Below are 13,683 nucleotides of genomic sequence, written 5' to 3' on the forward strand. Positions count from 1 at the left end.
ATGTACTAATTTTTAGTGTTTTGAGCAACTTTTTTTATAATGCACTACGGGTTAAAATATGAATAAATTTTCTTAATACAATGCTAAAAAATTGTAAGTAAAAAACAATTAAATATTTGTGCTTTGTTGCTTTAGGTTAATCTACCTAATTCAAATACATATAAAAACTTCAATCTTCGGGTTGAAGTTTTTTTTATGACATAATTCAGCTATTTTTGATAAAAATATTGCAATGTTTCACAGAAAAAAAGACATAATATATGTTGTATTAGCGGGAATTTTCATCACCAATGCATTAGTTGCAGAACTAATTGGCGGAAAATTAATTTATGTAGGTGATACCGTAATGAGTTTAGGTATTTTACCTTGGCCCGTAGTTTTTATTACCACCGATTTAATCAACGAATATTTTGGCGAAAAAGGCGTAAAAAAACTCTCTTTTATTACCGCAGGCTTAATTGCTTACACCTTTTTTTTGTTGTTAATTGGACTCAACATTCCCGCAGTAAAAGGCGATGGATTAATTTCGGATGAACAATTTAATGCGGTTTTTGGTCAGAGTATGTGGATTATTGTGGGAAGCATCACCGCATTTTTAGTTTCCCAATTAATTGATGTTACCATTTTCCATTTTGTAAAAAACAGAACTGGCAAAAAAATGATTTGGCTAAGAAGTACAGGCTCTACCGTGATTTCTCAATTATTTGACAGTTTTATTGTGTTAGGAATTGCCTTTTGGTTACCTGGAAAAATAAATGGAGAAACGTTTGTAGCCTCAGCTTTTACAGGTTATTTTATGAAATTAATAATTGCTATTGGATTGACTCCTTTGATATATTTAGGTCATTATTTAATTGATAACTATTTAGGAACTGAAAAAAATGGAAACTAAACTAAGATGCGCTTGGTGCGAAAAAGATGATTTATACCGCAATTACCATGATAATGAATGGGGAAAACCGGTTTATGATGATGAAACTATTTTCGAATTTTTGATTTTGGAAACGTTCCAGGCGGGATTGAGTTGGTATACTGTTTTGGCAAAAAGAGAAAATTTCAGAAAAGCATTTGATAATTTCGACTTGATAAAAATCGCTAATTATTCAGAAGAAAAAATGGCAGAATTGGCTGAAGATGCTGGAATTATCAGAAACAAGCTAAAAATCAAAGCAACGGTTACTAATGCGCAAGCTTATATAAAAGTGCAGGAAGAATTTGGTAGTTTTTCCAAATACATTTGGGGATTTGTAGAAGGCAAACCCATCGATAACCAACCCCAAACATTAAAAGATGTTCCTGCAACTACTCCTATATCAGATGCCTTGAGCAAAGATTTAAAAAAACGCGGATTCAAATTTGTAGGCTCAACCGTTATGTACGCTCATATGCAAGCTACTGGAATGGTAAATGATCACATTATGGAATGTTTTACAAGAAAATAAAAAAATGAGCAACGACCCACTTCACGGAAAACCTTTAAAGGAAATTGTAGAACAATTAGTAAATTTCTACGGCTTTGACACCTTAGCCGAATTAATAAACATCAAATGTTTTAAGGAAAATCCATCTGTAAATTCAAGTCTAAAATTCTTAAGAAAAACAGATTGGGCTAGAAAAAAAATAGAAGAATTGTATGTGAGAACGTTGTCAAAGTTTTAACCCTTCAACACCATCAAAAAATCTTCTCTTTCAATTTCTACACAGCCTAAACTAGCCAAGTGATCATTATATACTTGGCAATCTAACAAGCAATAATTAGCCATTTCTAATTGTTTCGCCAAAGCGACGAAAGCCATTTTACTGGCATTTGAAACTTTAGAAAACATACTTTCACCACAAAAAATATGACCTAAATCAACGCCATATAAACCGCCTACTAATTCATCATCTTGCCAAACCTCAACACTTTTTGCTATGCCTAATTCGTGAAGTTTGCAATACACTTCTACCATATTATCGGTAATCCAAGTGCCAGGCTGATCTTTTCTGGATATATTTTTGCAATTTAGGATTACTTCTCTGAATGCAGTATTAAAAGTAACTTTGAACTTTCTTTGATTGATGATATTTCGCATACTTTTTGAAATCTTTAAGTCTTCGAAAAACAAAACCATTCGCTCTGGCGGACTCCACCATAAAATAGGTTCATCATCTTCAAACCAAGGAAATATTCCTGAATTATAAGCTAACACCAATCGCTCTGGAGATAAATCACCTCCTACTGCAACAATTCCTTCTGGAGAAGCGGTTTCAACTGGTGGAAAGAAAAGTTCTTTAGTTAAATAGTACATTATTCAAAAATCAAATTCAAGTTCAATTACAAATTCAAAATTAAAGATTCGAGATAAAATCAATTTTAGGAACACAGATTTAAGAAATTAAAATAATTTTAAAAATCTTAAAATGAACTTTATTAATATGGGATATTCGCCTTTAAAAACTTATATGACTCCTATGTTTGCAAAGTTAATTTATAAGTTGTTATGATTTTTAAATTTGCATTAATAAAGTGAAAAGAGATGAGAGTAAGTTAAATGACAAATAGCTCTATGAAGCACATTGAATATAAGAAATTACCTCATTTCTTTTTATCTTTTAGAGTCTGAACAGAATGTAAGGAATTAAGAGAATCTTAATATCCAGAATATCCAATCAGGAGAAAAGACGAAGGAAGATTCATCACTTTATGATTAAATTTTAAACAAAAGTAATGATGAGAAAAGTAGTAAAGCAAGTAGCGGGAATTGACGTTGCACAAAAAGAATTAGTAGTTACCTTAGGTCGTATGTTAGACGATTTTTCAATAGAATTGTTTAGTTATAAAGTTTTTAAAAACAATGATTCAGGGGTTAAATTATTAGTTGATTGGGTGAATAAGTTAACTGATTATGAAGTACCTGTTCGATATGTAATGGAAGCTACAGGGGTTTATCATCAAAAGCTTGCTTATTATTTAGTGGATAATGGATGTGAGATAAGTATTGTATTGCCTAATAAAATAAGCAACTACATCAGAACATTAGAATTAAAAACCATTACAGATAAAAGTTGTTCACAAGCCATTGCCCAATTTGGATTAGAACGAAAATTAGATAAATGGGCTAAACCTAAAAGTATTTACAAAGAGTTGCAGCAACTTACAAGAGAAAGGGATCAAATAGTTCAAGAAAGAAGTGTTATTAAAAATCAAATCCATGCCGAAAAGACAGAGTCAGAGCCTAATCAAAAAAGTTTAGAAAGAATGCAAGCAAGAATACGATTTTTAAATTCACAGGAAAAAGAAATTAAAGCTGATATAACAGATATAGTAAGTAAAGATCCTGATTTAAAACAAGTCCTAAATAATATAACAACTATACCAGGAGTTGGAGAACTGACAGCTGTTATTGTTTTAGCTGAAACAAACGGATTTGAACTAATTAGAAATAAATCACAATTATCAAGCTATGCAGGTCTGGATGTAAAAGAAAAGCAATCAGGTACTTCCGTAAAAGGAAAACCTAGAATATCAAAAAAAGGAAATAGAAATCTAAGAAAGTCAATGCATTTACCTTCTTTAACAGCAGTAAAATGGGACGAAAATTTTAAAAATATTTACGCTAGGCTCATATCAAAGAACGGAATTAAAATGAAAGCATTAGTCGCTGTTCAGAGAAAAATACTTGAACTTATTTATATATTATTCAAAAATGAGACAGTGTATGATAAAGAATATATAACAAAAAATAGCGCGCAAACACAAATGGTTTAAACACGCTATAGAGACTAGTTCAATGACTGTCTTGAAAAACAAAAGTAATAAAAATTAAGATTTAAATTTGAAATCAACACAGAATCTTATATGTTAAAAAATTTCAAGTTCAATAAAAAAGCCAGAAATTCAAGTATCACTTAAACTTCTGACTTCCATCTTCCAACTTCTAACTTTTAGAAAGGTAAATCGTCGTGTTCTTCTTCGTTAAAGTTGGTTGCTGGTTCAAAAGCTGCTGCTGGTGGCATTGGTGGCATTTGAGGTGCCGATGCTGCTGCAGCAGGAACTTCTGCTTGTGCTTTTTCAATTCTCCAACCTTGTATAGAATTAAAATATTTAGTTTCTCCTTGTGGATTCACCCATTCTCTACCTCTTAAATTGATAGAAACTTTAACTTGTTCACCAACATTATAATTGTTTAACAAATCGGTTTTGTCTTGTGTAAACTCGATTAAAATATGTTGTGGATATTGCTCCTCTGTAGTAACAACAAGTTCTCTCTTTTTAAAAGACGCACTTACTTGTTGAACTGGATTGATAACTTTTACTCTTCCTAAAACTTCCATAATACTAAAATTTATTTTTTTGCTAATAACAATTTCCAAGCATCAACGGCTCTTCCATTATCTACATACTCTTTTGCTTTTTGAAATTTTGTATCCAAATCATCAGCACTTAAAACGGCTTTGACTTCAAAATTTTCTTTTACAAATATAGCAATTTCTTCTTCGGTTGGAATATTTTCTATATTTCCTAATCTTGCTAAATCATTCCCTGTAAAATAACCACTTTCTTTAATAAAATCTGGAATACTATCAACTCCAATTCCTAAAGTAGTTAGCGGTTTTTCCACTTCAAACATGCCTACATTTGAACGACTGTACCAATTAGCTCCCATTCGGGCAACTAAGTCGATTTTGTATTGATCAATCATTCCGTTGGCATCTAAAATAGCTTCGTTGATGTGAATTTTTACTACTTCGCAAATCACTAAATTGCCTGCACCTCCTTGGTCACCTAATGCAATCACATCATTAATCTTACATTCAAATTGCACCGGACTTTCTGCTACACGAAACGGTTTTACTTTATCTGATTTTAGCATTGTAAATCCGGCCTTTTCAAACTCATTTACACCGTCTGGATATTCGGTACTTGATAAGGACATCTGCTCTACAATATCATAATTCACCACATTAACGACTACTTCTTTTGTACTTTGAGCATTAATTAAAGTATGTTTAACTGTATTATCGCGAACACGTCTTGCTGGTGAAAAAATTAAAATTGGTGGATTTGAGCTAAATACATTAAAAAAACTGAATGGCGATAAATTTGGATTTCCATTACTATCTAAAGTACTTGCAAAAGCGATAGGTCTTGGTGCTACGGCACTTTGCAAATAGCCTTGTAATTTTGCTGGCGCTATTTCTTTTGGATCGATGCTTAACATGTTGAAACTTTTTTACAAAGATAACAAGAACAAAGGCAATTTCAATCCCAAAATTTTTGGGACAAAAATCAAAAGCAAATACAAGAATAAACATCAAATTAAAAAGGATTTTAGTATTTTTACTTCAAATACGAATACATGCAGTTTTCAGAAAGACGAAATCTTACGCGTTGGTTTATTATAATAGCTTCTTTTTTCATTGTAGTTTTAATACTTTGGAATACCTATAACTTTTTTCAGATTTTCAAAAACGAAGAACGAGCAAAAATGGAGTTTTGGGCAAGTGCACAAAAAACTTTAGCTAATGCCAATGAATTTACAGATATTGAATTACCCTTTCAAATTATCCAAAACAATACTACAATACCAATGATTGTTACGGATAGCAAAGATTCCATTATAAGTCACAACAATATTGATGAAGCTATTGCAAATGACACTACAGCGTTAAAAAAATATTTTAACTCAATTAAAAACGACAACCAACCCATAAAAATGCAACTTTCCGAGAAAAGTTATCAGTTAGTCTATTATGGGAATTCCCCTTTATTAAACAAATTGAAATATTATCCTGTTGCTTTATTGTTGATTATAATTTTATTTGGTGCTGTTGTCTATAATTTTTATCGCGCAACCAAAATGGCAACACAAAATAAACTTTGGGCTGGAATGGCAAAGGAAACAGCACATCAAATAGGAACACCTTTGTCTTCTTTAATTGGATGGTTGGAATTTTTAAAATTGGAAAACATTGATGAAAGTACAATAATCGAAATAGAAAAAGACATTAACCGCTTACAAACGATAACCGACAGATTTTCAAAAATAGGAAGCGAACCAGTTTTAGAAAAACGTGATATTATTGAAGATACGAAAAATACCATCGATTACTTACAAACCCGTGTTTCTCAACAAGTTATTTTTTCTTTTAATGCACCCGATCACCCCATTTATGTTGATATTAATCCCGCATTACACAGTTGGACAGTTGAAAATTTAGTTAAAAATGGAATTGATGCCATGAAAGGGAAAGGCAGTTTGAATATTGTTATCTCAGAATTAGAAGATATGATAAAAATCAATATTACCGATACGGGAAAAGGAATTCCAAAAAACCAATTTACTAAAGTTTTCGAACCTGGATTTACAACGAAAAAAAGAGGTTGGGGATTAGGGTTGTCGTTGACTAAGCGGATTGTACAAGAATACCATAAAGGAAAAATAAAAGTGGCTCATTCTGAAATTGGAAAAGGAACTACAATTCAGATTAGTTACAAAACAGCATAAAAAAATCCCGAATGAATCGGGATTAATTTTTATAAGTTGGAAGCTATTTGCTTGGCTAATTCTTGAAATTCTTCTGGTGTTAAACTAGTTTTTCTTTGAAAACGCATATCATCCATCTCTTGAAGTGGAATTAGATGTACATGAACGTGGGGCACTTCTAATCCTACAACCGCAACTCCTATTCGTTTACAATCTACTGATTTTTCAAGGGCTTTGGCTACTTTTCGAGAGAACTTCATTAAACCTAAATAATGATCTTCTTCCATATCAAAGATTTTGTTAATCTCTTGCTTTGGAATACATAGTGTGTGTCCTTTAGCATTCGGATTTACATCTAAAAAAGCCACGTAATTGTTATCTTCAGCTATTTTATAACATGGAATTTCTCCATTTACTATTTTGGTAAAAATACTTGCCATTTTAATCTTGTTAATCTCTTGAAATTTCTAAAATCTCCACTTTTAAAACTCCATTTGGAACATTAATTTCAGCAATTTCACCCACTGATTTTCCTAATAACCCTTTCCCAATAGGAGAAGTTACAGAAATTTTTCCTGATTTTAAATCCGCTTCGCTTTCAGCTACTAATGTGTACTTCATTTCCATACCATTAGCTTGATTTTTAATCTTAACAGTAGACAATACTAATACTTTTGACAAATCCAATTGCGATTCATCTATTAAACGAGCATTTGCTACTAACTCTTCCATTTTAGCAATGCGCATTTCTAATAAACCTTGCGCCTCTTTAGCCGCATCATATTCTGCATTTTCAGACAAATCTCCTTTATCTCTGGCTTCTGCAATTGCTTGAGATGCTTTTGGACGTTCTATGCTCTTAAGTTGATCTAATTCTTCTCTTAATTTTTTTAATCCTTCTGCTGTGTAATAAGATACTGTACTCATAACTTCATTGTTTATATAAATAGAAAGAATCCCACATGCATGGGATTCTTTTCACAAAGATAATAAATATTTTTAATATTAATTTAAGTAATAACGTAATGTTTAGTCAAAAGTAATTAATTAAATTTGTTTTACAAATGAAAACAAAAACCAATATGAAAAAATATATTTATCTTCTTTTCATCCCTTTATTTTTTGGATGTGACAAAGAAGATTTTCAAAACAACAACCCTTATTTACCAAATTACCCTGTGAACTTAAATATAAATATGGGTTTGCCTCAATTTAGTAATTTATTAAGTCCTGCTAACGCCGTATATATTAATTCAGCTGGACAAGGTATTAGAGGAATTATCGTTTTTAATACAGGTAGTGGATATGTAGCTTATGATGCAGCTTGTCCAAATCAAGCTCTAGCCTCTTGTTCTACAATGACATTGAGTGGTATTGATGCTATTTGTTCATGTGACAACAAACGCTATAGTTTATTTTCAGGGCAGTCTCAAGGCATGCAATATCCCATGAAACGATATCGAGTAGAGCAAATAAGTGAAGTTTCACTTCGTGTTTATAACTAACAAAAAAAGCCTGAAAATTTGAACTTTCAGGCTTTTTTCAACTTAAATTAATTTAACTAAAATTTTAAACTCAACCCAAGAAGAAAATTAATTCCTGCTTGAGGATAATAACCCGCGCCTCCATAAGTAATTGTACTACCTGAGGAATCATCATCATACGTATAGAAATACCCGTTCGATTCATATTTTACATCAAAAACATTATTTACCAATGCTGAAAAAACAATCGATTTAATTCCTTTATTGATTTGCCAATCGTAAGAAGCATTAAAATCATTAATGAAATAACTATCCAATATAGAATTTTCTGAATCGATATTTCCCATATATTGTTCTCCAACAAATTTTGACAATAATGACAATTGTAATCCTTTAACTAGCAAGTAAGTAAACCTATTTCCGAAAATAAAATTAGGCGAAAATGCGATATTAGTATTTCCTAAATTCTGAACTACTCCATTAATTTCATAATAAAAATCCTCATTCTTATTTTGACTTAATGTGAAATTCGGGTTTAAAATTAATTTATTTGTTAAAGCAATTGTTGATTCTACTTCTAAACCTAATCTGTAACTTTTTCCACTGTTTGTAAAAATTGGCGAACCTACATCGTTTAGTGCTCCTGTCATAACCAATTGATTGTTATAGCGCATATAAAATGCATTTGCAGCTAATTTTACTTTTTTAGAATTGTATTTCCATCCCAATTCATAATCAAACAATCGCTCAGGTTTGACGGCACCACTTTCGTAATCATCTCGTCGTGGTTCTTTATTAGCAATTCCAAAATAACCATAAAATGCGTTTTTATCATCTAATTTAAAATTTAAACCCGCTTTTGGATTGAAAAATCTGAAGGTGTCATTAACGGCATCAAATTTTACACTTGTTGCATCATAAAAAACCATTCTGTATTGTAAATCGGCGAATAAATTCAACTTGTTAGTTACGTTGTATGATGCTTTTGTATAGAAATTTACATCATCTTTGTTTCCATAATTATCATAATAGCGATTTGGATTTGGAATATAATTTTGTGTCCAAACTACTTCTCCATAATGCAATCCTAAATAGCGATTGGCTGCTCCTCCAAATAACAAATCGGTCTTTTCATCTCTATAGTTTAATGAAAAAGTAGCTCCAAAGAAATCATTATCTAACCAACGTTTTCTTACCAAATCAGAAATTGAATTTCCGTTAAAAGCAGGCAAATTATAATCGGTTAAATCTTCGTCTTCTTTGTATTGCTCGAAATAACCTTTTCCTATGGTGTAATGTAATGCTGCATTTGAAATCCATTTATCCGACCATTTTTCTGTCCAATGCAATTGAAAATGGTTTTGCCAATAATTATCGGTTTCATTATTGTAGAATTTCATGTTGCCGAATTCATCAAAATACATTCCGGCAGGATTGAAGGTTCTACTTCCGTTTAAATCCTCGGTACCGTACCAAGCTTGATACGTTTTTTCTTTTCCTCCAAAAGCTAAAAACTTAATCAAAGTAGACTCCCTCACATAATTAGCATTAAAAAAATAACCAAACATATTAGAAGTAGCTCTATCGATAAATCCATCTGAAGCAATGTTGGAAATTCTCCCGTTTATTTCGAAATTATTGTGCAATCCTGTTCCAAAAGCCAAAGTATGCTTTCTCGTATTAAAACTTCCGAAAGAATTTGCAATTTCAGCATATGCTTTTTCTTGATACGATTTGGTTGCCATGTTTAAACTTGCGCCAAAAGCCCCTGCACCATTCGTTGAAGTTCCTACTCCTCGTTGCAACTGAACACTTTCTAATGACGAAGCAAAATCAGGTAAATTCACAAAAAACGTTCCTTGACTTTCGCTATCATTAAAAGGAACTCCGTTTAAGGTAACGTTAATTCGAGAACCATCGGAGCCACGAACTCTCATATACGTATAACCTACTCCATTTCCGGCATCGGTTGTACTTACCACAGAAGGCAAATATTGCAACAAAACCGGCACATCTTGACCCAAATTTCGTGGTGCAATTTCTTCCTTAGAAACATTCGTGTACGTAATTGGATTTTTGTCTTTTGCTCTAACAGACGAAACGGTTACTTCTTTAAGTTCGGTAACTTTTGTAGTGTCTTTCTTAGTTTCTTGGGAGAAAGAGGCAAAAGGTAAAAGGCAAAAGATAAAGGGTAAAAGACAACTAAAATAGCGACTTTTTGTTTTTGGCAATAAGCCATTTTTTTTGAATAAAGTTTTCATTCGTAAAATAAATACGAATAAAAGGGGCAATTATTCCTTGGTTAAAATTAATTTTGATACTCTTTGACGCCAGTAAACGTGCACATTTACTTTTGTCAATTCCCTAAACAGCATTATCTGTTCTAGGTTCTATGGGTATGATCTCAGCTCGTTATTTAGAGCACCCCTTTGAGACGGGGCAAAGATAAGGCAATATCTATGACAATTACAAGAACAATTTCAATTTCAACCTTTTTTATATTGATTTTGAACTTGCTCTTGAACTTTTAAAAATTTGGTTTTTTTCTGTTTTGTTTTAAAACACTCATTACTTTTTTAGCATTCAGGCGTTTTTCTTTTACTGATCTTGGAATTTTAGTTTCTTTTCGCTCTTTTGGAACAATCAAAGCACTTTCGAGTAACTTAAAACATTTTTTAATGACTTTTTCTTTATTTTTCAGTTGACTTCTGTCTTCTTCGCTGGTTAAAATAAGAATTCCTTCCTGATTTAATTTAGTTGCGATTTTCGCTTGCAACAATATTTTTTTCTCTTCAGTTATTCCTTTTGAATTGATTAAATCAAAAAACAAAACAACTTTAGAAGACACTTTATTTACATTTTGTCCTCCTGCACCGCTACTTCTTACCGCTTTAAATGAAAACTCAGATGCTATTATTGATTTATCCATTATCAGGTTGATGTGACGATTTTAGTAAATCATTTACCGTTTTAACTGGATTGAAAGTTTCTAACGGAACCTCAACAAAAATAGTGGTCCATTTTGCCATAGCGCCATTCCATAATCCAGGTAATTCTAGAGCCTTAATTGATTTTCCGTGTTTTGTTTTTTCTGTTATAAAAGCTGTTCTTGGATCAACAAACTGAGTTAAATCAAACTTTTCCCCTTTAAAATTCTTTACACCACAAACAATATCTACTGGATTAAAATGCGTAGCCTCTTTAGCAATATTTTTTTGCGATGAATTATTCAAATCTATCTGAGAAGATTCAACAATTTGTAAAGTTTGACGTCCTTTTTCATCTTGTACCCAAAATGGCCCACCTCCTGATTCCCCTTCATTTTTTACCATTCCACAAACTCGAATCGGACGATTTAACACCTTAATAAGATATTCCACTTTGTAATCAGATTGAAAAAAATTGAATTCCTCTTGCAACGGAAAAGCCATTTTTTTTTCTGCAAAATCCTTAATCTCATTAATTTGATTTTCGGTTACATTTCCACTTGAAAGCAACTTAAGATAATTAAAAATCTTATACTGCATCCAAATTAAAACACCTCCTAATAACTTTTTATTTGTTTCGATTGCAATTCTATGGTTTTGAGATACGTTATCTATATTTTTTATATAAATTATATCCGATTGTAACGCATTTAAATTATCAATCAATGCACCGTGTCCGCCGGGTCTAAAAAACAATTTATTGTCTTCTATTCGAAACGGCGTATTATCATGATTAACTGCCAAAGTATCAGTAGATTGATTTTGATAAGAATAGCTTATTTCACATTCTGAAAATTGATCAGTAATTTTCTCAAAATCAAGTTGAAATTCTTTATTTATGGTAAAATGAATTTTCGTTTTTTGATTTTCCTTCTTGAAAAATTCAGTTTCAAAAATATTTTCTTCAATAGGCGTTATGATTTTCTCATCTCTAACATGAAAAGGCAAGATGCCTTTTGGTTTATTAGCATAATCTAATCCTTCTTTACTTAACAACGTCTTTATTAAGATGTAGTATTTTATATCACTGGATAAGTCATAATAATTAGGATATAATTGAATCGTTTTTTCTTTCAATTCTCTGTAAAAAGGAAAGTTTTTCAATCCGAAAATAAAAATCGAAATATCTTTAGCGTTTTGTTTGTTGATGTAACTATTGATAGTATCATTATCAGCATCAAACTCATTCAAAAATTCATTCAAAAATTTGAACATACGAGTAGCAGCTCCAGAAGCAGGCACAAACTTTTCAATCGAATAATTTTTCTTGTATTTATCAAAATAATTTACAAAAACGGCTACTTCTTCTTTAGAAAATTGCCAAATACCATCGCCCACTTTTGCGGATCGAACTAAATTAACATTGGGAAGCCCTTGGATAAAAAAATCCAACTGTTGTTGAATTTTTTCTATTGAGTTCCCTCTGTTATGTATGTATATTAAATCGTCTTCTGTGAAAATCTTTTCCATTCTTTATAGCCTAAAATAGCAATAATCGTAAACAGTATAAATTGAAAACTCGAAAAGGTCAATCCTTTATAAAAGTACAAAGGAACCGATATTACATCTGCAATTATCCATAAAATCCAGTTTTCGATTTTTCTTTTAGCCATTAGCCACATCCCTACAAAAAATAATCCTGTGGTGAGTGCGTCAACATGCGCTGTCCAATGGGTAAATTTATCAAAAAAATGGTAAACTACTACAACAAACGTTAAGGTAATTGTAAAAATTAGCGTTGAAATCAGAAATTCTTTCCGATTTATAGTTGAAATAGGAAATTCTTCATGACCATCTTTTGTTTTGGACCATAAATACCAACCCAAAACACTCATTATGGAATAGTAACCATTAATGATTAAATCGCCATACAGTTGAAATTCAAACAAAATATAAACGTATAGAATCGTACTTACTAAACCGGTTGGGTATACTAAAATATTATTTTTTCGAGCAAACAAAACACTGATAACTCCAAATACAACAGCAATTAATTCCAATGCAATTAAATAGTTGGGATACTCTTTATACTGAGAAAATAAAAACTCTATCATATCGAAAAGAAGTTACTATCATTTTCAAAAGCAGTTCCAATAACAACTAAATCAACACCTGCTTCATACACATCTCGAATCGTTTGCATAGAACGAATACCTCCGCCCACAATCAATGGAATTTGAATATTTTGTGATACAAAACGAATCATATCTAATGAAACGTGTTGATTAGCACCGCTTCCCGCTTCTAAATAAATCAACTTTTTACCTAAAAATTCACCAGCTTTTGCTGTTTTATAAGCTAATTCGATATTGTTATTTTCAATCGGTTGGGTTTGACTTATGCGTTGAACAGCGGTTTCTTTTCCACCATCGATAAGCAAATAACCTGTTGGGATGATTTCCAAATTCGATTTTTCTAACGCTTCAACCGAATTAATATGATGCTCAATCAAATACTCTGGATTTCTTCCAGAAAGTAGACTTAGAAACAGAATTCCATCAGCTTCATTGGAAATTTGGGAAGGATGACCTGGAAAAATTAAAACGGGTAATTGCGTTTCTTTTTTTAATAATGCAATCAACTCATCTAAATGCGTTCCGCTAAAAGTACTTCCTCCTACAAAGATGTGAGTTGCCGGTGAAGCCTTAATTTTATCAGACAAAACCGAAACTTTTTCTATCGAAACCTTTTCTGGATCGATAAGAATAGCCAATAGTTTTCGATTGTCTTTTTTAGCTTGAA

At 31.6% G+C, this 13,683-nt stretch carries 16 protein-coding genes and 1 riboswitch; of the genes, 6 read left to right on the top strand and 10 right to left on the bottom strand.

Annotated features, from left to right (window positions below; genetic code table 11):
• Window positions 1-232: 232 nt before the first annotated feature.
• Genes Q0075_RS10755 through Q0075_RS10765 form a run of 3 tightly spaced genes read left to right on the top strand, consistent with a single transcriptional unit; the run spans window position 233 to window position 1,659 of the window.
• Complete coding sequence (locus Q0075_RS10755) at window positions 233-892, top strand: queuosine precursor transporter (RefSeq protein ID WP_297869508.1); 660 nt, start codon at window positions 233-235, stop codon at window positions 890-892.
• The gene (locus tag Q0075_RS10760) at window positions 882-1,442 is read left to right on the top strand and encodes a DNA-3-methyladenine glycosylase I (protein ID WP_297869509.1); all 561 of its coding nucleotides are present in this window, start codon (window positions 882-884) and stop codon (window positions 1,440-1,442) included. The genes Q0075_RS10755 and Q0075_RS10760 overlap by 11 nt, the downstream gene beginning before the upstream one ends.
• A gap of 4 nt (window positions 1,443-1,446) precedes the next feature.
• On the top strand, window positions 1,447-1,659 hold the full coding sequence (locus Q0075_RS10765; RefSeq protein WP_366798470.1) for a VF530 family protein: 213 nt from the start codon (window positions 1,447-1,449) through the stop codon (window positions 1,657-1,659).
• Here Q0075_RS10765 and aat read toward each other — a convergent pair.
• Window positions 1,656-2,291: a leucyl/phenylalanyl-tRNA--protein transferase gene (gene aat, locus Q0075_RS10770; protein ID WP_297869511.1), complete on the bottom strand. Its 636-nt coding sequence runs from the start codon at window positions 2,289-2,291 to the stop codon at window positions 1,656-1,658. The two genes, Q0075_RS10765 and aat, sit on opposite strands and share 4 nt — an antisense overlap.
• Before the next feature lie 422 nt (window positions 2,292-2,713).
• On the opposite strand from aat, the gene Q0075_RS10775 reads away from it, so the two are divergent.
• Complete coding sequence (locus Q0075_RS10775; RefSeq protein ID WP_297869512.1) at window positions 2,714-3,751, top strand: IS110 family transposase; 1,038 nt, start codon at window positions 2,714-2,716, stop codon at window positions 3,749-3,751.
• Between the two features lie 176 nt (window positions 3,752-3,927).
• Here the strand turns inward: Q0075_RS10775 and Q0075_RS10780 are convergent, their stop codons facing one another.
• Complete coding sequence (locus Q0075_RS10780) at window positions 3,928-4,317, bottom strand: DUF3127 domain-containing protein (protein WP_297869513.1); 390 nt, start codon at window positions 4,315-4,317, stop codon at window positions 3,928-3,930.
• Between the two features lie 11 nt (window positions 4,318-4,328).
• Window positions 4,329-5,204, bottom strand: a complete 876-nt coding sequence (locus tag Q0075_RS10785) for a flavin reductase family protein (RefSeq protein WP_297869514.1) — start codon at window positions 5,202-5,204, stop codon at window positions 4,329-4,331.
• Between the two features lie 138 nt (window positions 5,205-5,342).
• Here Q0075_RS10785 and Q0075_RS10790 point away from each other — a divergent pair, with 138 nt between their 5' ends.
• Window positions 5,343-6,491 (top strand): HAMP domain-containing sensor histidine kinase, encoded by a 1,149-nt coding sequence (locus Q0075_RS10790; RefSeq protein ID WP_297869515.1) that lies wholly within the window; start codon window positions 5,343-5,345, stop codon window positions 6,489-6,491.
• Between the two features lie 29 nt (window positions 6,492-6,520).
• Here the strand turns inward: Q0075_RS10790 and Q0075_RS10795 are convergent, their stop codons facing one another.
• Together Q0075_RS10795 and greA are read right to left on the bottom strand one after the other, a co-directional pair.
• Window positions 6,521-6,910, bottom strand: coding sequence for an HIT family protein (locus Q0075_RS10795; protein WP_291109738.1), 390 nt, complete (start codon window positions 6,908-6,910; stop codon window positions 6,521-6,523).
• Between the two features lie 10 nt (window positions 6,911-6,920).
• Entirely contained in the window at window positions 6,921-7,397 is a 477-nt protein-coding gene (greA, locus tag Q0075_RS10800) for a transcription elongation factor GreA (protein WP_291109740.1), read from the bottom strand.
• 155 nt (window positions 7,398-7,552) lie between these two features.
• Between greA and Q0075_RS10805 the strand changes: the two genes are divergently transcribed.
• Window positions 7,553-7,975 (top strand): hypothetical protein, encoded by a 423-nt coding sequence (locus Q0075_RS10805; protein WP_291109742.1) that lies wholly within the window; start codon window positions 7,553-7,555, stop codon window positions 7,973-7,975.
• Window positions 7,976-8,031: 56 nt separating this feature from the next.
• Here Q0075_RS10805 and Q0075_RS10810 read toward each other — a convergent pair whose 3' ends face one another.
• The 5 genes from Q0075_RS10810 to Q0075_RS10830 all read right to left on the bottom strand — a co-directional run.
• Complete coding sequence (locus tag Q0075_RS10810; RefSeq protein WP_297869516.1) at window positions 8,032-10,215, bottom strand: TonB-dependent receptor; 2,184 nt, start codon at window positions 10,213-10,215, stop codon at window positions 8,032-8,034.
• 82 nt (window positions 10,216-10,297) lie between these two features.
• Window positions 10,298-10,393, bottom strand: a riboswitch (TPP riboswitch).
• Between the two features lie 88 nt (window positions 10,394-10,481).
• On the bottom strand, window positions 10,482-10,883 hold the full coding sequence (arfB, locus tag Q0075_RS10815) for an alternative ribosome rescue aminoacyl-tRNA hydrolase ArfB (RefSeq protein ID WP_297869517.1): 402 nt from the start codon (window positions 10,881-10,883) through the stop codon (window positions 10,482-10,484).
• On the bottom strand, window positions 10,876-12,411 hold the full coding sequence (locus Q0075_RS10820; RefSeq protein ID WP_297869518.1) for a DUF4301 family protein: 1,536 nt from the start codon (window positions 12,409-12,411) through the stop codon (window positions 10,876-10,878). The genes arfB and Q0075_RS10820 overlap by 8 nt, the downstream gene beginning before the upstream one ends.
• A complete protein-coding gene (gene pnuC, locus Q0075_RS10825; protein ID WP_297869519.1) occupies window positions 12,381-12,995 on the bottom strand; it encodes a nicotinamide riboside transporter PnuC in 615 nt (204 codons plus the stop codon). The genes Q0075_RS10820 and pnuC overlap by 31 nt, the downstream gene beginning before the upstream one ends.
• Window positions 12,992-13,683: geranylgeranylglyceryl/heptaprenylglyceryl phosphate synthase (locus Q0075_RS10830; RefSeq protein WP_297869520.1), on the bottom strand; the 692-nt coding region annotated here is incomplete at its 5' end. The genes pnuC and Q0075_RS10830, both read right to left, overlap by 4 nt.

It is taken from the genome of uncultured Flavobacterium sp. (assembly GCF_937967675.1).
Lineage (GTDB): Bacteria > Bacteroidota > Bacteroidia > Flavobacteriales > Flavobacteriaceae > Flavobacterium.